Below are 25,064 nucleotides of genomic sequence, written 5' to 3'. Positions count from 1 at the left end.
TTGTCCTTAGAGGTAGTGGGCGAGGCTCATCCCGCCGCCGCCGATGAGGTGCAGCGGCTGGTGGTCGTCGACCAGCGACACGTCGCTCGGCGTTATCGCGATGCTGACCATCGACGGCGTGGCCGCCGGCTTGCTCGCCACCGTGCCGAAGTCGCCCTGGGTGAGCGTCTTGGTGCCGATCAGCGCCACCGCCACGTCGGCGATGCCGTCGTTGTTCGAGTCGGCGTAGACGACGGTGGTGAAGGTCTTGGCGGTGTCGGCCTTGGCGACCCCGTCGAGATCGACCCCGAGCGTCTTCTCGGCGGCGTTGATGTTGCCGTAGAGCTCCCAGCTCAGCACTTTCAGATTGCCGAAGTCGAGCTTGTCTGACCCGCTCTGGAAATCGAAGATCACGTCGATCGCCAGATTGCCCTTGGCCCCCGGGGTCGGGGTGCCGGCGCCGAACACGAAGGTGTCGTTGCCGGCGCCGCCCCACAGCCGGTCGAAGCCGTCGCCGCCGACGATCACGTCGTTGCCGGCCTCGCCGCGGATGTAGTTGTTGCCGGCATTGCCCTCGATCCGGTTGTCGAGTTCGTTGCCGATGGCGTCGGTGGCGGTGCCGGTGATGGTCAGATCCTCGACATTGGCGCCGAGCGTGTAGTTGATCGCGCTGACCACCGTGTCGCGACCCTCGTTCGCATTCTCGGTCACCGTGTCGCCGGCATTGTCGACGAAGTAGCGGTCGTTACCCGCGCCGCCGGCCATGGAGTCGGCCCCGATGCCGCCGTCGAGGATGTTCGCGCCGCTGTTGCCGATGAGGCTGTTGTTCAGCGCGTTGCCGGTCCCGTTGATGTTGGCGGTGCCGGTCAGCTCGAGGTTCTCGACCTGCGCGACCAGTGTGTAGCTGATCGAGCTGGCGACGGTGTCGGTCCCGCCGTTCGCTGCCTCGACCACCACATCGCCGGCATTGTCGACGATGTAGCGGTCGTTGCCGAGGCCGCCGGTCATCGTGTCGGCGCCAAGACCACCGTCGAGGACGTTGGCGAGGTCATTGCCGAGCAGCGTGTTGGCGAGCGCGTTGCCGGTGCCGCTGATGGCGCCGCCGACGAGCTGCAAATTCTCGACGAAGTTGCTGAGCGTATAGCTGACCGAGCTGACGACGCTGTCGTTGCCCTCGCCATCGAGCTCGACCACCACGTCGCCGACATTGTCGACCAGATAGCGGTCGTCGCCCGCGCCGCCGACCAGCGTGTCGGCGCCGATCCCGCCATCGAGCAGGTTGGCGCTGGCATTGCCGGTGATCCGGTTGTCGAGCGTGTTGCCGGTGCCGTTGGCGGCGGTGCCGGTCAGTTCGAGATCCTCGACATTGGCGCCGAGCGTGTAGTTGATCGAGCTCGCCACCGTGTCGCGCCCGACGTCGGCATCCTCGACCACCTGGTCGCCGGCATCGTCGACGATGAAGCGGTCGTCGCCGATCCCGCCGACCATCGTGTCCGCCCCGGCGCCGCCGTCGAGGACGTCGTTGCCCGCGCCGCCTTCGAGGCGGTTGGCGTTGGCGTCGCCGGTCAGGCTGTCGTTGAAGTTGCCGCCGAGCAGATTCTCGATGCCGGTCAGGCTGTCGTTGCCGAGGCCGGTCGCCTGCGCGCCGGCGATGGCGAGGCTGACGGTCACGCCGGCGGTCGCATCGCTGTAGTCGGCGGTGTCGGTGCCCGCGCCGCCGATCAGCGTGTCGTCGCCGGTGCCGCCGCGGAGGACGTCATTGCCATCGCCGCCGTCGAGCGTGTCGTTGCCGGCAAGCCCGATCAGCAGGTCGTTGCCGCCCATGCCGAGGAGGGTGTCGTTCTTCGATGCGCCGGTCAGCGTCTCGTTGAGCGAACCCTGGCCGGTCAGCACCAGCGAGCCGATCATCCCGTCGAAGTTATAGGCCGTGAAGCCGCCCGTGTAGGTGTTCGACAAGGTCGCAATGGTGACGAAGCCGCTGGCGGCGCCGCTGCCGTCGCGGTCGGCCTGCAGCAACATGTCGGAGCCCGACTGCACCAGCCGCAGATGGCCGGTGTCGAACAGGTCCTGGGCGGTGCTGGTCATGCCGAGGAAGTTGGTGGTGTTGACCCAGCTGTTCGCGGCGAAGGCGCCGCTGGTCACCGTGCGCAGCTCGAACCGGTCGCCCGTGTCGCCGACGGTGAAGTCGCGGACGACGGTCGCACGATCGGTGGTGGTGGCGGCGGCGCCCGATCCGGCGAGCTGGATGGTGTCCTGCCCGCTGCCGGTGGTGATGTCGTAATCGTTGAAGCCGGCCCCGCCCAAGGTGCTGATGCTGAGCACGTCATTGCCGGTGCCAAGATTGACGACAGCGGAGTCGACGCCGGTCAGGACGACGCGGTCGTTACCCGATCCCGCATCGACCGTGACGTTGTCGAGGAAGCGCGTGCCGCTGTAGCCCGGCAGCACGTAGGTCGCCCCCGACGACAGGCCGAGCGGGTCGGTCGTGGTGGTAGTCGCGGTGCCCGAGAGCAATTGGATCAGGTCGTCGCCGTCGCCGCCGTCCATCAGGATGTTGGTGGCAACGGTGCCTGTGGCGCGGGTGACGAGGATGCTGTCGTTGCCGCCGTAGCCGTAAAGCGAGTCGGTCTGCGAGAAGGCGGTCGCGGTGGCGGCCACCGCATTGTCGATCAGCAGGTTGAAGACGTCGTTGCCGCGCAGCGTGTCGCCGAAGCTCGAGCCCGTGAGATACTCGATCCCGATCAGCGTATCGACGCCCTCGCCGCCGGTGTCCTGAGCGACGCCCTGGATGCGGAGGTCGACGTTCACGGCCGCGGTCGAGTTGACGTAGGTCGCGGTGTCGAGCCCGTCGCCGCCGTTGAGGATGTCGTTGCCGAGCCCGCCCGACAGCGTGTCGTTGCCGAGATAGCCGTCGAGGTTGTCGTCACCGGCGTTGCCGACCAGCGTGTCGAGGTAGGCGGTGCCGTGGACAACGTCGTTGCCCGAGCCGCCGCGGAAGATCACCCGCTCGATGCTGATGAACTCACCATAGGCCTGGCCGCCCATGGTGATCGCGCTGTTGCCCGCGGCGTTGCGCAGGTCGAACGTGATGCCGCCGGTCTGGTCGGTGTAGTAAGCGTAAGCGGTGTCGGTGCCATTGCCGCCGTCGAACGTGTCCATCCCGCCGTCGTTGGTGTAGACGGTGGACAGGCCCGCGCTGGTCCCGTTGGCGATGCCGCCGACAAGGATGTCGTCGCCGTCGCCGCCGCGCAGGATGTCGGCGCCGAGGCCGCCGACCAGGCTGTCGCTGCCCGCCCCGCCCTCGAGCACGTCATTGCCGTCGGCGGTCGCGCCGGTGGAGCTCAAGGTGTTCACATAGTCGCCGAAGATGACGTCGTTGCCGGCGCCGCCGATCAGTGTATCGGCCCCGCCGTTGCCGATCAGGAAGTCGGCGAGGTCGCCGCCGACCAGCCGGTTGGCGGTGGTGTTGCCGCCCTGCAGCGTGTTCGAAAAGGCCGCCGCACCGATCAGATTCTCGATGCTGGTGAGCGTGTCCGAGCCGCCGTAGGTGCCGGTGTTCTGCGCCGTGGTGGTGTTCAAATTGACGCTGACGCTCGAGGTCGCGGCGGAATAGTCGACCGTGTCGGAGCCGCCCGCGCCATTGTAGCTGTCGGCGCCGCCGCCCTCGAAGAAGGTGTTGTCGTTGCCGTCGCCGGTGATGCGGTCGGCGCCTGAGCCGGTGCGGACGTTCTCGAAGCCCGAGATGGTGTCGTTGCCGAAGCCGGTGTTCTGCGCGGTCGTCACGCTCAGATCGACGGTGATCGCGGTCGAGCCGCGGAACGTCAGCGTGTCGACCCCGCCGCCGCCGACCAGCGTGTCGTCGCCGAGCCCGCCTTCGATGTCGTTGGCATTATTGTCGCCGGTCAGCACGTCATTGCCCGAGCCGCCGATCAGCCCTTCGATGCTGCGCAGGGTAGCGATGGTCGCGCTGCCGACGCTGGCGGTGCCGTCGCCGGCGCCGCCGAGCGTCGCGGTGACGGCGTCGGTGAAGCCCTCGAACGAGGCGCGGTCGTTGCCCGCGCCGCCGTCGAGCAGGTCGACCGCGCCGGCTGCGTTGGCGCCGGGATTCAAGACGTCGTCGCCCGCGCCGCTCGAGAGGGTGTTGGCGTTGGCGTCGCCGGTGAGGCGATCGGCATAGGCCGAGCCGAGCAGATTCTCGAACCCGCTCAGCGTGTCCGAGCCGGCGTTGCCGGTCGCCTGCGCCGCGCCCTGGAGCGCGAGGCTGACGATGACACCGGCCGACGCACCCGCATAGGAGGCGGTGTCGTTGCCCGCGCCGCCGTTGAGCGTGTCGTTGCCTAGCCCGCCTTCGATGACGTTGTCGTTGCCGTCGCCGGTCAGCGTGTCGTTAAGCGCCGAGCCGATGAGGTTCTCGATTCCGGTCAGCGTGTCGTTGCCCGCCGCGACGGTGTTCTGCGCCGCGCCCTGGAGGTTGAGGTCGACAGTGACACCGGTGCTCGACCCGCCGCTGAAGGCGTTGACGAACGAGGCGGTGTCGATGCCCGCGCCGCCGCTGATGGTGTCGTCGGCGATCGTGCCCTGGAGGAAGTCGTTGCCATTGCCGCCGTCGAGCACCGCGCTGCTGGTGTTGTTGGCCGTGACCGTCGTGGTGACGTTGGCCGCGCCCTGCAGCGAGATGTTGAGCTGGTAGGTCATCCCAGCGGAGAGCGGCTGAGCGGTGGTCGGTCCGGTCCACTGGCCGACCCGGATGTAATAGGTGCCGGGGGTGGCGAAGGTGTAGACCAGATAGGCGTCGTCGTGGCCGGTCGGCTGTGCGTCGCCGGTGCCGGTGTCGTTGGAGGCGAGCACGGTGCCGGCGCTGTTGACCAGCTCGAGGATCGAGTCGGTCAGCGTGCCGTTGCCGTCGATGTCGAAGATCGCCTGCTGTCCCGCCGCGGTGACGTCGATCCGGTAATATTCGAGGCTTCCGCCGGTCGCGACCGCGTTGATGGTGGCGTGGGGGAGGGTGGTCGAATTGGTGATGTCGGGATTGGCGTCGACGTCGAACGCACCGGCCGTCGCGACGGCGGTGGCGATCGAGCCGTTGATGGTCGAGGCCGGCTTGGCGATGTCGGCTTGGCTCGGCGCCGAGAAGGTCGTGGTGGTGGTGAAGCCGCCGCCGATCAACCGGTCGTTGCCGTCGCCGCCGGTGAGCACGTCATGCCCGCCCGAGCCGCCGGTCAGCGTGTTGTCTTGGGCGTTGCCGGTGATGGTGTCGTTGCCCGCGGTGCCGCCGATATTCTCGATGCTGCGGAGCGTGTCGGTCTCACCGTCGTGACTGACGATGACGTCGGCGCCGGTGTCGTTGAGCGTCACGGTGACGCCGGTCGGGTTGGTGAAGATCACCGTGTCGCTGCCGGCGCCGCCGTCGAGGACGTTGTTGGCGGCATTGCCGATGAAGGTGTCGTCGCCGACGCCGCCCTTGGCGTTCTCGATCAGCGAGCGGACGTCATTGTTGTAGAGCAGCGACATGGCGATGTTGCCGGGCGCCAGCGAGACGAGGTTCTGGTAGGCGAGGCTGTTCGCGAGCTGCGCCGGATCGAAGGTCGAGAACTGGCCCGGACGCAGGTCGATGGTGACGCCGGTGGTGTAGTTGCTGACGTCGAGCGTGTCGTTGCCGCCGCCGTCCCACAGGGTCGAAAAGATCTTGTTGCCGACCGGCGCGCCCTGGCCGACGCCGTTGATGAACATCTCACCGGTCTGCTGATTCCAGCTGTAGACCGTGTTGCCGTTCTGCGTGTTGTAGTTGGCGCCATAGAGATACTGCAGCGCGGCGATGTCATACTGCATGTAGCTTTGCGGCTGGTCGATCTTGTCGCCGGCGAAGTTGCTGTTGGTGAACGGGGCGGGCGTATAGGTCATCAGCGACCAGGCTTGGCCGTCGCGGTCGGGGGTCAGCGACTGGGTGCCGAAGCGCGGCGAGGTGCCGAAATAGAAGCTGAGGTCCGAGTTGGTATAGTCCTGGTGCCCGTGCTTCAGGCCCATGGTGTGCCCGATCTCGTGCATGATCGTGGCGAAGCCCCACGAGCCCTTGGCGGCGAGATCGTAATAAGGCTGGTTGGTGCGGCCGAACCAGATGTCGCCGGCGACCCCACGGGTGTCCGACGGGAAGTTGCCATAGGCTGAGGCGACGTCGCTGTCCGCGCTCTGCGAGATGCGGATGTTGGCGTGGACCGTGTCGGTGTCGGTGATCTCGGTGAAGGTGAGGTTGGTCAGCGCGGCGAGCTGCGCGAACGCGGCGCGCGCGGCGGCCTGCTGCTCGGGCCCGAAGGTGATGTGATAGTTGCTGACGCCGTTGCTGTCGTAGGTCGCGCCATTGTAGTTCGAGCCCGAGGTCGGGAAGCTGTAGGTGAGGTTCAGCGTCCCCCACTTGGAGCCGATCAGCGTGGCGTCGACGTTGCGGTCGCCGGTGAAGGAACGGCTGCCGTCGGGGTTGGTGACGAGCGTCAGCAGCGAGCCAATATTGCCGGTCGACGGGTTGGCGTCAGTGATCCCGCCTTTGCCCGGCGCGAAGGCCGGGTCGTCGTCACGCTCGGCCCCGGTGGGGAGTTGCGACAGCTCACTCAGCGTGTCCCAAGTGACGTCCGAATTGCCGGGCTGCTGCGAACCGTCGAACTCACCATCGCTCATCTGAAATCCCCCTGTTCACGAATCTGTTAACCAAACGCCATGTTGTGACGAGCGATTCGGGGGTCGGCAAATGATTTGTTATTCCACGTTAAATCCCAAGGCGGGACGCGGTGACTTGGATTGATTGTGGACCTATCATGGCCGAACGTTAACCTTTGGAGTGCATCATGAAGCGCTGGATTCTAAGCGGGTTGGCGGCGGTCGGGACGTGCGTTCCGGCGGTGACCGCGGCGGCCGAGCGCCCTCCCGCGCCGGGCAGCGCGGCCGCCGGACGCCGGATCCTGTCGACCGCCTTCGTCCGGGTCGGACCCGATAGTCTGCTGACCGTGGCCATGCGCGACGGGCGCGAACTGGTGCTGCGCAACGTCGTCATGCGCCCGGCCGATTTCTGCGGGACGGCGGTGGCGGGCGGGCGCGGGAAGGCGTGCGAACCTTATGCCGAGGTGGTCGCCGCCCGGCCCGGCGCCTGCCGCGCCGCTCCCCGACCTCGCCGCGCCAAACTCGTTGCCAGTCAGGCGCTAGCTGCCTTTCGAGCGCAACAGCGCGCCGATTGTCTCGTCGAAGTGGGTCGCCATCCAGCGCTCGGCTTCGGCCGGATCGCCGGCGGCGATCGCCTCAGCCAGCCGCTGGTGGCGGGCGATGGTCTCGGTGCGGTCGGCGGTGGTCTGGCGGGTGCGCCAGGCCTGCGGCACCGCCACCCGCATCAGCGGGAGGAACGACACCACGATCTGCTGGAACAGCCGGTTGCCGCTCGCCTCGGCGATGGCGAGATGGAAGTCGATGTCGGTTTCGGTCGTCGCCGGATCGTCGGGTCCGGCGAGGGCGAGCATGTCGGCGAGCGCGACGATCCGCTTGATCTGCGTTTCGCTCGCATGCTGCGCGGCGAGCGCGGCGGTGCGCATCTCGATCGTGCGGCGGACGTCCCATACGTCGATGACGCGGATCTGCGCGGTCGAGATGGCATGGTCGAGCGAGGCGGCGATGACCGACCCGTCGAGCGCGCCGACCCGCGGCTTGCGGCCGTTGCCGACGTCGATCAGCTTCAAGGCCGCCAGCGCTCCAAACGCCTCGCGCATCACCGCGCGCGAGACGCCGAGCCGCTCGGCGAAATAGCCCTCGCCGGGAAGCGTGTCGCCGACCCGCAATTGCTCGTCGCGGATGTAGGCGTTGACCGCGTCCATCGCGACCTGGGCGAGCGACTTGGGGGCGGAGGACGCGTCGTTCATCAGGCGGCGATCCCGCAGGCGCGATAGTCGGACGGCGAGACGCCGAAGCGGCGGCCGAAGGCGCGGGTGAAGCTGGCGTTGTTGAGATAGCCGCTGCGATAGCCGATCAGTCCGACCGGCAGGTCGGTGGCGATCAGTTGCTTGCGCGCTTCGGCGAGCCGACGCTCGGCGAGCGCTTCGGACACCGAGCAATCGTAGAGCTGGCGGAAGCCGCGGGCGAGCTTGGTGCGGTTGAGTCCGCAGCGGCGGGCGATCTGGTCGAGGGTCAGCTTGGCCTGCCATTCCTGGTCGATCAGCACGCGCGCCTCGGCCAGTCGCCGCGCGTCGCTCGGGCTGAGTTCGCCGGTGCCCGACCAGTCGGTCAGCCGCTCGGCTTGGAAGGCGGCGAGCAGTTCGCAGAGGAGTTCGATGCTCTTGGCGAGACGGAACGGCTCGCTCGCGCCGGGCGAATGGCGGCAGTCGCGGATGGCGAGCGCAATCGAGCGGAGGTCGGCGGGCATCGCCCAGACGGCGCCGTCGGTAAGGTCGAGTCGGTGGCCGAGCAGGCGGTCGCAGGCGGCGGGGTCGACCAGCAGGATCAACCGCTCCTGCGCCTGGCCGCGGTCGAGCGTCGCGGCGCGCGGGCGGCGGACGAACTGCACCGTCGCCGGCTGGCGCTCACCGCCATGCTCGATCACGAAAGCGACCGCGGCGGGCGGCCAGGGGCGCCCCCCGACGCTTCCCCGGCCGACCAGGCTCAGCATTTCGGGGGAGACGGTGATCGCCTCCATCACCCGCTCCGCCGAAAGCTCCGCTGCCTGTCCCATCCCGCTCTCCTCCGAGTCGGGATGTACAGCTATCCGATAGCTTCGTCCAGACCTGTCTGAGAGGTCAGCGGGTCGGGGGCACGCCTGATCGCCAGACCGAAGCCGATCACCGAGAGGACGCTGACCCCCGCGCCGACCAGCGCGAGGGCGAGCGCGAGCTGGCTTTCGCCGCCGAGCGGGGTGCTGACCCAGGCGACCGCCGAGGGCGCAAGGCCGAAGCCGATCAGCCCGGCGAAGGCGATGAACGCGCCGATCGCGAGCCCGCGCAATTCATTGGGCAACCAGACGGTGAGGGCGACCGAGGTACCCATCGAGGTCACCCCGCCCGCCAGCAGCAGCGCCGCGACCAGCCCGGCGAACATCGGCACGCTCCCCGCCAGCGGGTAGAGCGCGAGCGGGATCGAGACGAGCACCGCGAGCAGCGAGGCGTAGAGCAGCCCGCCGCGCCGGTGCGAGCGCTGGCCGAGGTCGGCGACGAAGCCGCCGAGGATCGAGCCGGCGATGCCCGTCAGCAGCACCACCATCCCGAGCCAGCCGGCGAAATCACCCGGGGCGAGCCCAAAGTTGCGGTGTAGCACGGGGGCGATCCAGATGCCGGCGGCGGCGTCAGCCATGATGACGCTTGTCTGCCCGACGAAGAGGGGGAGCAGCCAGGCCTTGCGGGCGACCAGCTCACGCCAGACCACCTTGAAGGGTGCCGACGGCCCCGCCTCGGTCTCGCGGCGCGGCGGCTCGCGGAGGAACAGCAGGGGCACGAGGCAGGCGAGCGAGAGGAGGGCGAGAAGCCACTGGCTGCTGCGCCATTCGGTGCTGCCGAACAGGCGCGGGAGCTGGCCGCCGGCGACTTGGGTCATCAGGAAGCCGGTCAGCGTGAAGCCGAGCGCGATGCCCGCGGTCTTGCTGAGGTTGGGGATGATGATCGCGCGGCCGCGCTGCTCGGGCGGGCAGTAATCGGCGGCGAGTGAGAGCACCGCGGTGAGGCTGCCGGTGGTGCCGATCGCGGTCAGTAGGCGGCCGAAGAAGAGGATGGGCACGGTGCTCGAGACGGCGGTGACGACGGTGCCCAGCGTCCAGCCGAGCGCCATCACCCACAGGATGCGGGTGCGGTTGGCGCGGTCGACCCACAGCCCGATCGGGATCGAGAAGACCGCCAGCGGCAGCGCGGCCGACAGGCCCTGGACCATCGCGATCGCGCTGTCGCTGAGGTGGAGCTCGGCCTTGGCGGCCTCGGCCATGATGCCGAAGCTCTGCATCATGGTGAAGCCGACCAGCATCGCGAAGCTGATCAGGAGGAGCGGGCCGTAGGCGGCGCGGACGGCGCGGTCCTCGACCGGAATCGCGACGGTGGCGTTCATGCGGCGGGCTCCAGGAAACGGCGCAGGGCAGCGAGGCTGGCGGCGCGGGCGGCGTCGGCGACGCGCGGTCCGGGCATCAGGTCGAAACCGTGGAAGGCGCCCGGCCAGACGTGCAATTCGGTCGGCACGCCGGCGCGGATCAGGCGGGTCGCATAGTCCACATCCTCGTCGACGAAGAGGTCGAGCGCGGCGGTCGAGATGAAGGTCGGGGGCAGCCCGGCAAGGTCGGTGGCGCGGGCCGGGGCGGCGTAGGGCGGGACGTCGTCACCGCCAGGCTCGCGGCCGAGCAACGACGACCAACCGAAGTGGTTGTTGGCGGGGTGCCAGATGAATTCGCCGGCATGGGGGTGCGGCTCGGCCGTGCAGGTGCGATCGTCGAGCATCGGGTAGATGAGATGCTGGAAGGCGGGGGCGTGCTCGCCCCGGTCGCGGGCGAGCAGCGCGAGCGCCGCAGCGAGCCCGCCGCCCGCGCTTTCGCCCATCACGCCCAGCCGCGCGGGGTCGATGCCGAGCGCGGCGGCCTCGCCCATCACCCATGCGAGGGCGGCGTAGCAATCGTCGAGATTGCCGGGGAAGGCCGTCTCGGGGGCGAGGCGATAGTCGACCGTGACCAGCACGCAGCCCAGCGCGGCGACCAGCGGGCGATGGAGAAATTCGACCTCCTTGATGCTGCCGCCGACGAAGCCGCCGCCGTGGATGTGGAGGATGCCGCCGAGCGGACCGGCGGCGCCGCGCGGACGATAGATGCGGAGCGCGAGCGGGCCGCCCGGCCCGGCGATGCTTCGTTCTTCGAGGTCGACGCCCTGGTCGCCGATGTCGAGCTGCGGCAATTCGCGGGCGCGCAGCGCGGGGAGCGTTTCGGCGGTCAGCGTCACCGTCGGAAAGGCATCGAGCAAGGGAAGGAGCTCGGGATCGACGAGGTGACGGCTGCGGCTCATGCGAAGATCTTCCCCGGGTTCATCAAATTCTTGGGATCGAGTGCTCGCTTGATGTCGCGCATCAGGTCAACCGCCTCACCGAGTTCGTCGCGCAGATAGTCCTGCTTGCCGAGCCCGATGCCGTGTTCGCCGGTGCAGGTCCCGTCCATCGCCAGCGCGCGCTCGACCATGCGGCGGTTGATCTCCTTGACCTCGGCCAGTTCGGCGGCGTTGTCGGGCTCGATCGAGAAGACGACGTGGAAATTGCCGTCGCCGACATGGCCGAGGATGGTCGCGGGGACCTGGCCGGCGTCGAGGTCGGCCTTGGTCTCGGCGATGCATTCGGCGAGCCGGCTGATCGGCACGCAGACGTCGGTCGCCCAGCCGATCGCGCCGGGGCGCAGGTTGACCGCGGCGTAATAAGCCTCGTGCCGCGCCTTCCACAGGATGGTGCGTTCCTCGGCGAGATTGGCCCAACGGAACTCGCCCCCGCCATTGTCGGCGGCCAGCGCCTTCACCGTCTCGACCTGCTCGGCGACATGGCCGGGCGAGCCGTGGAACTCGAAGAACAAGGTGGTGAGTTCGGGCAGGTCGAGCTTCGACCAGCGGTTGACCGCACGGATCTGGAGGTCGTCGAGGATTTCGACTCGCGCGAGCGGGACGCCGAGCTGGATCGACTGAACCACCGTGTCGACCGCCCCGGCGATGGTGGCGAAGCTGCAGGTCGCGGCGGAAATGGTCTCGGGGATGGGATGGAGCCGCAGCGTCACCTCGGTGATGACGCCGAGCGTGCCCTCGGCACCGACGAACAGCCGGGTGAGGTCGTAGCCCGCGGCCGACTTGCGGGCGCGGCGGCTGGTGCGGATGACGCGGCCGTCGGCGGTGACCACGGTCAGGGCGAGCACCGCCTCGCGCATCGTGCCGTAGCGCACCGCATTGGTCCCCGAGGCGCGGGTCGAGGCCATCCCGCCGAGCGTCGCATTGGCGCCGGGATCGATCGGGAAGAACAGCCCGCAATCGCGCAGGTGCGTATTGAGTTGCTCGCGGCGGACCCCGGCCTCGACCACGCAGTCGAAGTCGCCGGCGTTGACCGCGACGATCCGGTCCATCCGCGACAGATCGAGCGAGAGGCCGCCATGGACCGCGAGGGTGTTGCCCTCGACCGAGGTGCCGGCGCCGAACGGGACCACCGGGACGCCGTGCGTCGCGCAGGCCCTGACGATCGCCTGCACCTCGGCGGTGCTGGTGGCAAAGGCGACCGCGTCGGGCGGCATGGGCGCGAAATGGGTTTCGCTGCGCCCATGCTCCATCCGGATCGCCTCGCCGGTCTGCAGCCGGTCGCCGAGCAGCTGCTCGAGCTCCGCCAGCAGCGGGCTCGGCAGCCAGTCGGGACCCGTCTCCTTGCGGGTCGCCACCGGCCTAGAACCGGAAGCGGGTGCGGACGCCGTAGCGGCGCTTGTCGCCGATGATGCCGACGTCGCTGTTGGGCAGGCCGGCGAGGATCAGCGTGGTCCGCTCGATGTAGCTTTCGAAATATTTCTTGTTGAAGAGGTTGTCGACGAACCCGCCGATCTCGATCCCGCCGACGCGATAGGTCAGCGAGGCGTTGACCAGCGCATAGGCCTTGAGCGCGCGCAGCGGCGGCTGGCCGGGGACCTCGGGAGCGATCTGGCGGATGCTCGCCGGGATGCGGCTGCCCTTGCCGACCACGCCCGCGTCGAACGCCACGCTGCCCTTGCCGAGCGGCACGACATAGTCGGAATTGAGGTAGTAGTTGTAGTCGGGCTGGAACGGCAGGCGATCCGACGCCAGTGTGCGGCCGGTGGTTGCGGTGTAGATGTCGTCGTTGGTGATCCGCGCGTGCATCAGCGAGCCGCCACCGGTCAGCGTCCAGTTCTCGGTCGGACGGAAGGTGCCCTCGATCTCGACGCCGTAACTCTTCACATTGCCGGTGTTGAGATCGATGGTGGTGAAGCCAGCGGCGGTGCGCAGGATACTGTTGAGGCCGATATAGTCCTTATAGTTGTTGTAGAAGACGTCGGCGGCGAGGCTGACGCGGCGGTCGGCCGAGGCATATTTGGTGCCCAGCTCGTAGGTCCAGGCGCTGTCGCCCTTGTAGGTGCGCAGGTTGGCCGGGACCGCGGGCGGGTTGAAGCCGCCGCCGCGCGAGCCGCGCGCGACCGAGGCGTAGGTCATCAGCTCGCGGTTCCAGTGGCGGGTGACCGCGACGCGCGGCGAGACGTTGGTCTCGTTGATCGCGCCGCCGGTGACGACGGTGGCCGGCGGCAGCCCGGCGAGCGCGTTGGGGAAGGCGTTGACCTGGAGCCCGTTGGCGCGGCGCTTCTGATGGTCGTAGCGCAGGCCCGCCGACACTTCCCACGCATCGCTCGGCCGCCAGAACAGGGTGCCGAAGGCGGCGGTGCTGGTGTTGCCGGTGAAGGCGTGGGTGGTGTTGGTGAGGTTGAGGACGCCGGGGAGGACGGTCAGAACGCTGTCGGTTGTGCGGGTCTCGCGGCTGTAAAAGAGACCGATGATCGAGCTCAGGGTCGAGCTCAGCGTGCTGTCGAAGCGCAGCTCGGCGGTCTTGGTCTTGAGGTCGTCGAGCGAGCTCTGACGGAGCGTGTCGGCGGCGGTGAAGTCAGGGTCGGCGTTGTCGGTGGTGACGCCGCGGCGATCGTAGGCGCCGATCAGCGTGACCTTGGTCGACAAGGCGTCGAGCGGGAACTCGAGCTTGGCGTTGAGGCCGCGGTACTTGAAAAACTGATAGTTAGAGCTGTTGTAGGCGACGTCGCTCTTATAGTCGGTCGGCCCCGAGACGAAGGCATAGGGTACCGCGCCGCCCTTCACCCAGGTGTAATAGCCGTTGACCGTCAGCTGGACGTTGTCGGCCGGGGTCGCCCGGACGGTGCCGCTCAGCGCGTCGGTGTTGAGCGGGTTCTGGTCGACGTTGAGCAGCGTGTTGTGGATGAAGCCATCCTGCTGCTGGTGGGTGTAGGCGATCCGCGCCTGAAGCCGGTCGCGGATGATCGGGCCGCTGATCGAGCCGCCCGCGATCCACTGGTTGTCGGGCCCGGCGTAGCTGGCGATGCCCTTGATCTCGGTGCGGTTGCTCGGCTGGCGGGTGATGACGTTGATCGCCCCGCCCAGCGTGTTCTTGCCGTAGAGCGTGCCCTGCGGGCCGCGCAGGATCTCGACCCGCTCGACGTCGGTCAGCGGGTTGTTCAGGTAGGAGGTGTTGGGCTGGTAGATGCCGTCGACGAAGATGCCGACGCCCGGCTGGACGGTGTCGATGAGCGTGGTGCCGACGCCGCGGATGGCGACAAAGGCGCGGCCGGCGCCGTCCGAGTTGATGTTCACCGAGGGCGAAATGGTGGCGACGTCGCGGACCGCGGTGAAGCCGCGCCGCTCGATCGTGTCGCCGGTGACGGCGGTGGCGGCGACGGGAACGTCCTTGAGCGTTTCCTCGCGCTTACGGGCGGTGACGACGACGTCCTGGCCCTGGCCTTCGGCGGCGTTGGCGGGCTGGCTGGCGGCGGTGTTGGGTGCGGTCGCGGGGACCGGGGTGGCCGGCGGCGGCGGCGCGGCGACTTCCTGCGCCACGGCGGGCGACGCGATCAACATCGCCGACCCGGCGAGCAGCAGAAACTTGGACGTCATGATGTGCGATCTCCTCCAGACCAGAGGAGCCGTGTAGGCGTTGCGCTACCTATCTGAAAGGTCGGAGGCTGTGCCGATCGGCACAAAAACTATGCCGAGCGGGCCTGCAAAGCGAGGGCGATGCTGGCGAGCGGGCCGGCCTGGTCACCGAGACCCGGGGCGCTGACGTAGCCTTCGTCGGCGGCGAGCGCGGGCGAGACATGGTAGCCGGCGAGGCTGTCGAGCAGGCGCGCGCGCACCCGCGGCAGCAGCCACGGCCGACCCTCGCTGACCCCGCCGCCGATCAGGATCCGCTGCGGCTGGAGCGTCAGGAAGAGGTTGTGGAGCAGCATGGCCAGCGCCTGCTCGACCCGGTCCCAGCCGGGCCAGTCGTCGGCGATGGTGCCGGGGCCGTGGGCGGCGCGGATGGCGGGGCCGGCGGCCAGTCCCTCGGCACAGTCGCCGTGGAAGGGGCAGGCGCCGGGCCATTCGTCGCCCGCGAGCCGCGGCCCGCGCAGATGCCCGGCCTCGCCGTGCCCGAGCCCGCCGATCGAGCGCCCGTGATCGACCACGCCGACGCCGATCCCGGTGCCGACAGTGATGTAGGCGAAGCTGGTGAGCCCTTGCGCGCGGCCCCAGCGCCCTTCGGCGAAGGCAGCGGCGTTGACGTCGGTGTCGAGCGCCACCGGCACCGCGCCGTCGCTCAAGCCGTCGAGCAGGTCAGCGCCGCTCCAGCCGGGCTTGGGGGTCGGCAGGATCCGGCCGTAGCCGCGCGAGTTGGGATCGAGGTCGATCGGGCCGAAGCTGGCGATCCCTAGCGCGTCATAGCGGCCGCGCCAGCGCTCGAGGATGCCGCGCAATTCGCCCAGCGTGGCGGCGGGATCGCGCGTCTCCACCCGCTGCTGCTCGACCACCGTGCCGCGGGCGTCGGCGAGGGTGCAGACGCCCTTGGTCCCGCCGAGCTCAACCCCGGCCAGCAAAGCGTCGGCGCCGCTCACCAGCAGCTGTAGCCGCCGTCGGCGAGCACGATGCTACCGGTCATCAGGCTGCTCGCGTCGGAGGCAAGGAAGAGCACCACCGCGGCGACTTCCTCGGGGGTGCCGAGCCGGCCCATCGGCGTGCCGTCGATCCAGCGGCGGTACATTTCGCTGGTCTGGTCGGCGAAGGCGTTCAAGGGCGTCGAGATATAGGTCGGGGCGACGGCGTTGACGCGCACGCCGCGCGGCGCCCACTCGGCGGCGAGCGAGCGGGTGAGCTGGTGCACCGCCGCCTTGGAGGCGTTGTAATAGCTCTGCGGCTGGGGGCGGTTGACGATGAAGCCGCTCATCGAGCCGACGTTGACCACGCTGCCGCGCCCGGCGGCGAGCATGTGGCGGCCGAATTCGCGCGCGCACCAGAAAGTGCCGTTCAGATTGACGTCGAGGACGTTGCGCCAATGCTCGTCGGCGACCTCCTCGGCGGGCGTGTCGCTGCGCGCGATGCCGGCATTGTTGACGAGGATGTCGGCGTCGCGGTGGCGCGCGGCGACCGCGACGACCTGCGCGCTGTCGGTGACGTCGAGCAATTCGGTGGCGACGCTGAAGCCCGCTTCCGCGAGCTGCGCGGCGGCGGTGTCGAGGCGGGCCTGGTCGAGGTCGGCGATGACCACCGCGGCGCCCGACTCGGCGAGCGCTTCGGCGCAGGCGAGGCCGATCCCCTGCGCGCCGCCGGTGACGAACGCCTTGCGGCCGTCGAGCCGGAATTTGGCGAGGTAGCTCATGAGAGGAACTCGGCGGCGGGCATCACCGGCTCGTGCACCGTCTTGTCGGCGGCGAGCAAGTGGACCTGGCGGCCGGCCTCGTCGAACTCGGGCCAGGGCAGGCTGCCGTCGGTGGCGAAACCGACCCACAGGTCGTGGATGCGATCGGCCAGCGCGGTCGGCGGGCTTTCGCCGAGCAGGCCCTTGGGCCCGCTGGCGAGGGCAGTCGTCTTGAAGACGAACGGCACCTCGACCGCATGGGCGGCGCCCAGCTGGCCGTCGCAGGCGGGCGAATGCCAGTCGAACTCGTAGAGGTGGGTGGGGCCTTGGTGCGCGGCGGCGAAGCGGCGCGCGGGCCAGCGGAAGACGAGGTCGGTGAGCGCGTCGGTGAAGACATGGCCGGCGCGCTTGCCGCGGCCCCAGCCGTAGGCGCGCAGCACGGCGAGCGGACGCGGGTGCGACTTGCCGAGCAGCCAGCGCAGCAGCAGCCCGGGCGCCTTGTCGCGCACCTTTGTGGGGACGAAATAGAGGTTCATCTCGGCGGCGTTGGTGCCGATCAGCAGGTCGATGTCCTTGCCGGCGCCGTGGGCGAGCGCGTCGACCGGCTTCTCGGGCAAAACGTCGTCACCCCAGACGGGGACGAAGCGGCTGATCCCGAACACCGGCTCATAGCCCTGGGCGTCGCGCAGGTCGAGGCGGGCGAAGGGCTGGCCGACCTTCTCGAGCGCCTGCCAGACCTTGTCGGCCGGGACCGTGCCGAACCCCTCGGCGGTTGGGGCGACGCCGAGCTTGACCGCCAGCTTGCGGACGAGGCGCTGCATGACCGAGACCTCGCGGACCATCGCGCCATGGCCGCTCTCGACGATCGCGCGGCGGAAGAGGCCGGTGGCGAGCGGCGAGGTGATGAGGTTGGCGATCGCCATCGCGCCGGCGGATTCACCGAACACGGTGACGTTGGCGGGGTCGCCGCCGAACGCCGCGATATTGTCGCGCACCCAGGCGAGCGCGCACAGCATGTCGCGCAGGCCAAGGTTGGTCGGCACGCCCGGGATCGGGAGAAAGCCGTCGATCCCCATGCGATAATTGATCGCCACGCAGACCACGCCCGAGCGGGCGAATTCGCTGCCGTCGGTGACCGGTGCATCCTTGCTGCCGACGACGAAACCGCCGCCGTGGATCCAGACCATTACCGGGCGCCTGTCGCCGTCTTCAGGCGCCCAGATGTTGAGGCGGAGGTAGTCGCCGCCGTCGAGCCCGCCGTGGCCGACCAGTGCGGCGACATCGAGCTGGGGGAAGGGGCGGATCTTGTGCGGGGCGCACGGGCCCGCCTCGGTCGCGTCGCGCACCTCGGTCCACGGCTCGGGCGGCTCGGGCAGCTTGAAGCGGCGGGGGCCGACCGGCGGCGCCGCGTAAGGAAGGCCGAGGAAGGTGCGGACGCCGGCGCTCAGCCGTCCCCGCACCGGCCCCGAACGGGTCGCGACGACGGGCGTCGCCTTGCTGTCAGCCGGATCGATCATGCGGCCTTGTAGGGCGCTCGGGCCCAGCTTCGCACCCGCGCCCACTGTGCGGAGCGGATTTTTCGCTGTGCCGCTGAGCGCAGGCCGATGGCACTCACCGGCGGTGGGCGGTCAGCCAGGCGAGGCTTCCCGCGCGCAGCCGCGCGGTTTCGCCGAGGCGGGTCCGGATGCGCGTGGTGACCTGCTGGATCGGCTTGCGGTCGCTCGCCGCGACATGCGCCGCAGCATAAGCGTTGAGCTTGGCGATCGTCGCCGGCTTGTCGCTGCCCGAGCCCAGCTGCGCGAGGTAGCGCGACCAGCCCGATGTATCGACCAGCGCCCGCACCTGCGTGAGATGCGCGAGCGCGAAGTCGAGCGCGAGCTCGGGATGGTTGCGGGCGACCGCCGAGATCATGCCCGCGCTGACCGTCGCGCCGGGCTCGGTCGTCAGCGCGAGCGCCAGCGCGCGGCGGGCGAGCCCCTCGTCCTTCGCGCTGCCGAGGAGCTGGTAGTAAGTAGTGCGCTCAACCGAGCCCTTGGTCGACTGGGCGAGCTGGTGCAGCCGTTCCCAGGTCGGCGCATCGGCGCCGTAAGCTACGACCCCGAGCCAGGTCGAGCGGAGCGCGCCGGGAATGCGCGCCGGATTGGCGAACAGGCGGCGGCTCTGCGCGAGCACGGCCGGGTCACCGACCTTGCCGAGCGCGCTGATGAGGTCGGGCCTGAGCGTGGCGTCGAGCACCGGCTCGTCATCGCGCGGGCTCATTCCAATCTGGTCGAGGATCGGCTTGAAGCGGCGGTCGATCTGCGCCGCGACCAGCGCCTGCGCCGACGGCTGGTCGGCGAACAGGCCGTAGAGGTCGAGCCACTTGGCCAGCGCGCTCGCGGTGACCTTGCGCTGGGCGTTGGCGGGAACCGCCGCGAGCAGGTCGAGCGAGGGCGCGACCGGCAGGTAACCCGAGCGGGACAGTGCGCTGTTGTCGTTGAGCAGGCCATATTGATCGACCGCGCTGAGGCGACCGAAGGCCTGGGTCAGCGCGGCAAGCTGCTGCGGCTGGTAGAGCGTGCGGTAGTAGCCAGTCTGGCCGGCGTTGACGAGCAACGGGCCGCAGCCGGGGGTCGACAGCGTGGCGGTGCGGCCGGCGGTGACCAGCGCGGTGGCCGGGCCGCCGACGGTCGTCGCCCGCACCGGCACGTGCCAGGACAGCGGCTTCAGCTTGCCGCGGCGGTCTTCGCTATACTGGTCCTGGGTCAGCGTGGCGCGGGTCGCGCCGCCGCTGCAGGTGGCCGGCCCGACGCGGATCAGCGGCACGCCCGGCTGGAGCGTGAAGTCGTGGGCGATGCGGGTCAGCCCGGGCGCGCCGGCGCCCTCGACCGCCGACCACAAATCGTCGGTGCGGGTGTTCCCGTAGGCGTGCTTGGCGATGTAGGCCTGGATGCCGCGCTGCCAGACGTCGGCGCCGGCGAAGCCCTCGAGCATGGCGATGACGGATTCGCCCTTCTCGTAGGTGATCGTGTCGAACGCCTGGTTGGCCTGCTCGACCGTGCGGACCTGCTGGACGATCGGGTGGGTGGTGGCGAGCGCGTCGATGCCGAGCGCCGCTTCGCGCGAGGCGACATGGCTGACGTCGCTGCCCCATTCGGGGTGGAAATGCTGCTCGGTCTTGTTCGCCATCCAGCTGGCGAAGCCCTCGTTGAGCCAAAGGTCGTCCCACCACGCCATGGTGACGAGGTCGCCGAACCACTGGTGCGCCATCTCGTGCGCCTGGACGCCGAAAATGGCCTGGCGTTCGGCGTCGGTGGTGATCGCCGGATCGTCGAGCAGGATCCGCTCGAAGGTGAAGATCGCGCCCCAATTCTCCATCGCGCCGAAGAATTGCGACTGGCCCGGGCCGGCGACATTCTCGAGCTTGGGCAAGGGGTAACGGGTGCCGAAGTAGCGGTTGTAGTAGGTCAGCACCTGGCCTTCGGCGTCGAGCGCGGTGCGGGCCTTGGATTCATTGCCGCGGCTCATGGTGATGGCGACTTCGGTGCCGTCGACCTTCTTGGAAATGCGACCGAAATCGCCGGTGGCGAAGAAGAGCAGGTAGCTCGACATCAGGGGGGTGGTGGCGAAGGTGACGCGCTTCATGTCGCCGGAAAGTCGCTCGGTTGCGACAATTGGCATATTTCCTACCGCCATTTGCGCATTCGGAACGACCGCCGAGAGGTCCCACTGGGTCTTATAGTCGGGCTCGTCCCAGCTGGGCACGAAGGCGCGCGCGTCGGCGGCCTCGAACTGAGTGAAGAGCGAGCGGCGCGGGGTGCCGTCGGGTGCCGTGCTGTCGAGCGCGAACAGGCCGGTGGCCTGCTGGTTTATGGTGCCGGTGTAGGCGATGGTCAGGCGGTAGCGGCCAGGGGTCAGCGTGCCCGGGAAAGTCAGGGTCGCGGTCTCGTTGGCGGCATTGACGGTGGCGCGGCCGGGGCGGACCGGGCCGCCGCTGCCGGGCTGGATCGCGACCGACTGGAAGCGGAGCGCCTTGGCGTTGAGGGTCAGGCTGCTGGTCGGCTTCACCACGTCGAGGTCGATCGCGACCGTGCCGGCGAAGCTCAAGCGCGCGGCGTCGGGGGTGACGGCGACGGTGTAGTGGCGCGGGATGGCGGTACGCGGCAGCTGGGTGACGGTGGACTCGATACGGTCCTGGGCAGGCGCGGGAACCTGGGCGAAAGCGGCGGGCCCGGCCAGCGCGGACCCGAGGAGCAGCAACGGCAACAGACGGTCAGAACGCATCACTCGGGCCTCTTCCTTGATGGAACGCCCGTGTGGCCGCTCCCGCGCCATCAAGCAAACAAGCGCGGATCGTCAGGCGGCCGGCGAGGTTCGACGGACGGCGGCTTGCGATCAGCGCCGGTAGGTGCCCGCGGTCATGAGGTCGCGCGGCTGCGACGAGGTGCCGACCAGCAGGCGATAGCTGCCCGCGGGCGTGAACCACTTGCCCGCGGCGGCATCCCACGACTGGAGCGGGTGATTGCTGCCGTCGAGCGCGATCGGGATGGAGACGGTGCGCGACGCGCCGGGCGCGAGGTCGACGCGGGCGAAGCCGACGAGGCGCTTGGCGCCGCTGCCGGGCAAGGCGACATAGGCCTGGACGACCTCGCTGCCGGCGCGCGCGCCGCTGTTGCGGACGGTGGCGCGGACGGTCAGCCGGGCGCGCTCGGTGACGAGGCTGGGCCGGGCGAGCGTGAAGCTGGTGTAGGAGAGGCCGTAGCCGAACGGGAAGGCGACGCACGGATTGCGGCCGCCGACCGCGGCGCAGCGACCTCTCGCATTGGCGTCGTACCAGCGATAGCCGATCAGCCGGCCTTCCGCGTAAGTCACCGTCTGCTTCTTCGCCGCGGCGTCGAGGACACCGGGAAATTGGGTGGCGGTGACGGTGTCGAGGAAGCTGCGCCCCGCGAAGGGGAAGGTGACCGGGGTCTTGCCGCCGGGCACCGCGCGCCCGAACAACAGGTCGGCGACGATCCGGCCGTCCTCCTGGCCCGGGAACCACGCTTCGAGGATCGCCGGCCCCTGCGGTCCGACCATCGCCGGGTCGAGCGCGACGCCGGCATTGTCCTTGAGGACGAGCGCGGTCTTCTGCGCCATCGTCCGGCCGGTGGTCGAGCGGGCGGCGAGGAGCGCGCGAAGCATCGCCTCGGTCCCGCTCGAGCGGGCGACGTTGGGGCCGCCGCGGCCGGTGACCGGCGCACCGGGCACGGTGGCGATGCTGTTGGGCCGCGCGCTGTACCAGTTGAGCGACTGGCCCGCGGCGGCGGGCGCGGCGAGCGCATGGCCGCTGTCGTCGTGGAAGGTGGCGCGGTCGGCGCCTTCCTCGGCGACGGTGCCGGCCATGACGATCACCGCATCGGCCGCCGCGGCCGCGGCGAGCGCGTCGGCGAAGCGCACCGGGCCACCGTCGATGGTGGCGGTGCGATTGTCGTCGTCGACCAGCACCACCGACAGCGCCGCGCCGGCGGGCATCGCCGCGCGAATGCCCTCGGCCGGGGCGACCGTGTAGTGAGGGACGACGTCCGAGCTGCCGCCGCCGCCACCCATCGGCTTGCCGAGCACCGCGCCGCCAGCGATCGCCTGCTGCGCGAAGGGCTGCGAAGCCTTGCCGACCAGCACCAGCCGGTGCGCGGTCGGGGCGAGCGGCAGGGCGCCGTTGTTCTGCAGGAGCACCGCCGAGCGGACACCGATTTCGCGCGCGATGCGGCCGCCGGCGGCGACGTCGAGCGGGGTCTGCCGGACCGGGCGGTCGAAGATGCCGGCGCGGAACATCTCGGTGAAGCGACGGGTCAGCGCGCGGTCGATCTCGACCTCGCTGACCTCGCCCGCGGCAAGTGCGGCGCGCACTTTGTCGGGCGCCCAGTGGATCGGGGTCGGCATCTCATGGTCGAGGCCGTTGCGGAGCGGGGCGACGGTGCTCTTCATCGCGAAGAAGTCGGTCTGGACGTAGCCGCGGAAGCCCCAGTCGCCGCGCAGGACGTCGGTCAGCATCGCCTTATTCTCGCAGGCCTGCGCGCCGTTGACGAAGTTATACGAGCACATCACCGCCGCGACATGGCCGTCGCGGACCGCCATCTCGAAAGGCAACAAATAGATTTCGCGTAAGGTCGCCGGGTCGATCGTCTCCTGGATGATCATCCGGTTGGTTTCCTGCTCGTTGGCGACATAATGCTTCGCCATCGCGATCAGTCCGCCGGCCTGGACCGCCTTGATCTCGCTCACCGCCATGGTCCCGGTGAGGAAGGGGTCTTCGCCGAAATATTCGAAGTTGCGGCCGAGCACGGGTAGCCGCGCGAGATTGACCCCGGGCGCCTCGAACACGTGCAGCCCGAGCGCGTTCATCTCGGCCGCGATGACCTCGCCGAAGCGGGTCGCGACGGTCGGGTCGAACGAGGCGGCGACCGCCATCCCCGACGGCAACGCGGTGGCCTTGGCCGAGGTCGGGTGGGTGTAGACGGCGAACTTGCTCTCGGTCCCGGCGGCGATCCTATCGCGGACCGAGGGCGCGACGCAGTCGTTCTGGCCGACCCCGACCGGGCCGTTGGTGATGCGGAAGGTCGGGATGCCGAGCGCGGGGATCGCGCTGACGTGGCGCGCGCCGAAGCATTGCGGCAGCTCGGCGAGCAGCTCGGGCTCGGCGCCGGTCAGTTGCTGCAGTTTCTGGTCGAGGGTCATCGCCGCGACGAGCTGGCGGGCGCGGCGGGTGGCGACGGCATATTGCGCGTCCGGCGTGCGCGCGGCGGCCTGCTCGGCGCGGGCGGCGGGGGAGAGCCACGGGCGGGCGAGCGGCGGCGCGGCGCCGATGGCGGCGGTGGCCAGGAGCGCGAGAGCGAACCGTTTGATCATGACGATTTTCTCCTCAGCGTGTGCGCTGGGCGCGGCTGGCGTAGAAGCCGGCGAGCACGTCGAAGGCGGCCTTGCGCTGGCCGGTCTCCGAGATCAGGCCCTTGCGGTTCCAGCCCTGCTGGAAGTCGGGGTTCTGCCGGCGCGGCGAGCGGAAGTCCTTGAGGATCCACGGCGACATGCCGCGCAGGGTCGGCAGCTTCTGCGCCATCGCCAGCGTCGCGCGGTAGTAATCGGCCTGGAACTCCTCGGAGAATTTCTGCTTGTTGGCGGGGTCGTGGAAGCCGGCGCGGGCGTCGGCCCCGAACTCGGAGAAGACGAGCGGCTTGTCGGCGGGGACGCGCCACTCGCTCGTGGCGAGGTCGCTCAGCCGGTCGTTGGTGTACCAGCCGTTGTAGGTGTTGATCGCCAGCACATCGAGGTCGGAGGCCAGGGGGTCGGCCATGGTCATCACCGGATGGTCGGCGGCCTTGTCGCGCTCGACCAGCAGGGCGGCGCTGACCAGGCGGGTGTCGTCGAGGCGGCGGACGTCGCTCACCAGGGTTCGGAGGAAGGCGATGCGGGCGTCGGTGACGGGGGTCTCGTTGGCGACGCTCCAGATGGCGATCGAGGCGCGGTTGCGGTCGCGGGTGATGTTCTCGGCGAGCATCGTCCGGGCGCGCTCCAGCGTGGCCGGGTTCGACCAGGCGACGCGCCAGTAGACGGGGACCTCGCTCCACACGAGGAGGCCCAGCTCGTCGGCGAGGCGGGTGGTGACCTCCGAATGGGGATAATGGGCGAGGCGGACGAAATTGCCGTGGAGGCCGTCCTTGATCTCGCCGAGCAGGGCGCGCGAGGCGGCGGGTGTCATCGCCCGGGTCGGCTCGGCGCCCAATTCCTCTTCGTGCATCGAGATGCCGCGGAGGAAGATGGGCTTGCCATTGAGGAGGATGTCGCGGCCACGGACGGCGATGGTGCGGAAGCCGATGCGGTCGCGCCAGCGGTCCTCGCCGGCGCTGATCGCGACGTCGTACAATTGCGGGCGTTCGGGCGACCAGCGGACGAGCGCGCGGGGGGCGGTCATGGTCGCGCGCCAGTTGCCGGCGGCGTCGGTGACGCCCGACTGGGTCAGGCGGAGGCCGGCGATGCTGAGCTGGACCGGGCGGCCCGCGGCCTGGGGTCCGTCGAGGTGGACGTCGACCGCCAGCCGGCCGTCGCGGGTCAGCCGGACCCAGGCGTCGTCGACATAGGTGTCGGGGGTGGCGATCAGGCGGATGTCGCGGGTGATCCCGCCGTAATTCTCCCAATCGGTGACGGGCGGCGGGACGGTCGCTTCGGTCGCCTGCGAGTCGACGCCGACGGTGACCTGGTTGTCGCCATCGCGGAGCAATTTGGTGACGTCGAAGGCGAAGGGGGTGAAGCCGCCCTCGTGCATCCCGACGAGCTGACCGTTCAAGTAGACGCGGGTGGCGTAGTTGGCGGCGCCGAAGCGGAGGAAGCGGCGGCCGGGGCGGGCGGCGGGGACGGTGAAGGTCCGCTGGTACCACATCAGGCCGTCATAGTGGCGCAGCTCGGGCGCGGTGGTCAGCCAGGAGGAGGGCAGCGAAGTCAGCGGCGAGCGGGCGAGGTCGAACTCGTAGAGGACGCGGCTGTCGCGCTGCATCGCGCTGCGCACGTCGACGTCGCGCCAGCGTTGCTGGCCGATGTCGGGAGTCTCGCCGTGGAAACCGGCGATGCCTGAGCGGAACGGGTCGATCGAGTAGTGCCACGGGCCCGACAGGTCGAGGCCGTCGCGGAGGTCGGCGGCGACCAGCGCCGGGGAGGGAGACGTTTGGGCGGAGGCGGTGGTTGCGCCAAGGAAGAGGCTGGCGGCCAGGATTGCCCAGCGGGTCATT

14 protein-coding genes are annotated in these 25,064 nt (G+C 69.7%); all 14 read right to left on the bottom strand.

Annotated features, from left to right (window positions below; all coding sequences use genetic code 11):
- Positions 1-6: 6 nt before the first annotated feature.
- The 14 genes from GCU42_RS06750 to GCU42_RS06685 all read right to left on the bottom strand — a co-directional run bounded on the left by GCU42_RS06750 (position 7) and on the right by GCU42_RS06685 (position 25,063).
- A complete protein-coding gene (locus GCU42_RS06750; protein ID WP_114226812.1) occupies positions 7-6,648 on the bottom strand; it encodes a M10 family metallopeptidase C-terminal domain-containing protein in 6,642 nt (2,213 codons plus the stop codon).
- A 148-nt stretch (positions 6,649-6,796) separates the two neighbouring features.
- Positions 6,797-7,021 (bottom strand): hypothetical protein, encoded by a 225-nt coding sequence (locus tag GCU42_RS06745; RefSeq protein WP_152569481.1) that lies wholly within the window; start codon positions 7,019-7,021, stop codon positions 6,797-6,799.
- Between the two features lie 145 nt (positions 7,022-7,166).
- Positions 7,167-7,874, bottom strand: coding sequence for a FadR/GntR family transcriptional regulator (locus tag GCU42_RS06740; protein WP_114226810.1), 708 nt, complete (start codon positions 7,872-7,874; stop codon positions 7,167-7,169).
- Positions 7,874-8,680, bottom strand: coding sequence for a helix-turn-helix transcriptional regulator (locus tag GCU42_RS06735; protein WP_152569480.1), 807 nt, complete (start codon positions 8,678-8,680; stop codon positions 7,874-7,876). The genes GCU42_RS06740 and GCU42_RS06735 overlap by 1 nt, the downstream gene beginning before the upstream one ends.
- Before the next feature lie 29 nt (positions 8,681-8,709).
- Complete coding sequence (locus tag GCU42_RS06730; RefSeq protein ID WP_114226808.1) at positions 8,710-10,035, bottom strand: MFS transporter; 1,326 nt, start codon at positions 10,033-10,035, stop codon at positions 8,710-8,712.
- Positions 10,032-10,973, bottom strand: a complete 942-nt coding sequence (locus GCU42_RS06725) for an alpha/beta hydrolase (protein ID WP_114226807.1) — start codon at positions 10,971-10,973, stop codon at positions 10,032-10,034. Before GCU42_RS06725 ends, GCU42_RS06730 begins: the two co-directional genes overlap by 4 nt.
- Positions 10,970-12,334: an FAD-binding oxidoreductase gene (locus GCU42_RS06720; RefSeq protein ID WP_240309450.1), complete on the bottom strand. Its 1,365-nt coding sequence runs from the start codon at positions 12,332-12,334 to the stop codon at positions 10,970-10,972. Before GCU42_RS06720 ends, GCU42_RS06725 begins: the two co-directional genes overlap by 4 nt.
- Positions 12,335-12,371: 37 nt before the next feature.
- Positions 12,372-14,609 carry a TonB-dependent receptor gene (locus GCU42_RS06715; RefSeq protein WP_240309364.1) on the bottom strand — a complete coding sequence of 746 codons (2,238 nt, stop codon included), beginning with the start codon at positions 14,607-14,609 and terminating at the stop codon, positions 12,372-12,374.
- 89 nt (positions 14,610-14,698) lie between these two features.
- Positions 14,699-15,586 (bottom strand): ROK family protein, encoded by an 888-nt coding sequence (locus GCU42_RS06710; RefSeq protein WP_240309363.1) that lies wholly within the window; start codon positions 15,584-15,586, stop codon positions 14,699-14,701.
- Positions 15,583-16,347, bottom strand: a complete 765-nt coding sequence (locus GCU42_RS06705; protein WP_114226806.1) for an SDR family NAD(P)-dependent oxidoreductase — start codon at positions 16,345-16,347, stop codon at positions 15,583-15,585. Before GCU42_RS06705 ends, GCU42_RS06710 begins: the two co-directional genes overlap by 4 nt.
- On the bottom strand, positions 16,344-17,843 hold the full coding sequence (locus GCU42_RS06700; protein ID WP_114226805.1) for a carboxylesterase/lipase family protein: 1,500 nt from the start codon (positions 17,841-17,843) through the stop codon (positions 16,344-16,346). The genes GCU42_RS06705 and GCU42_RS06700 overlap by 4 nt, the downstream gene beginning before the upstream one ends.
- A gap of 94 nt (positions 17,844-17,937) precedes the next feature.
- The gene (locus GCU42_RS06695) at positions 17,938-20,589 is read right to left on the bottom strand and encodes a M1 family metallopeptidase (protein ID WP_114226804.1); all 2,652 of its coding nucleotides are present in this window, start codon (positions 20,587-20,589) and stop codon (positions 17,938-17,940) included.
- A gap of 111 nt (positions 20,590-20,700) precedes the next feature.
- Positions 20,701-23,193, bottom strand: coding sequence for a beta-glucosidase family protein (locus tag GCU42_RS06690; RefSeq protein WP_205214939.1), 2,493 nt, complete (start codon positions 23,191-23,193; stop codon positions 20,701-20,703).
- A 13-nt stretch (positions 23,194-23,206) separates the two neighbouring features.
- Complete coding sequence (locus GCU42_RS06685; RefSeq protein ID WP_114226803.1) at positions 23,207-25,063, bottom strand: glycoside hydrolase family 2 protein; 1,857 nt, start codon at positions 25,061-25,063, stop codon at positions 23,207-23,209.
- Position 25,064: the final 1 nt, after the last annotated feature.

The sequence above is a fragment of the Sphingomonas ginsengisoli An et al. 2013 genome (genome assembly GCF_009363895.1).
Lineage (GTDB): Bacteria > Pseudomonadota > Alphaproteobacteria > Sphingomonadales > Sphingomonadaceae > Sphingomicrobium > Sphingomicrobium ginsengisoli.
This window is presented reverse-complemented; position numbering and strand designations above follow the sequence as displayed.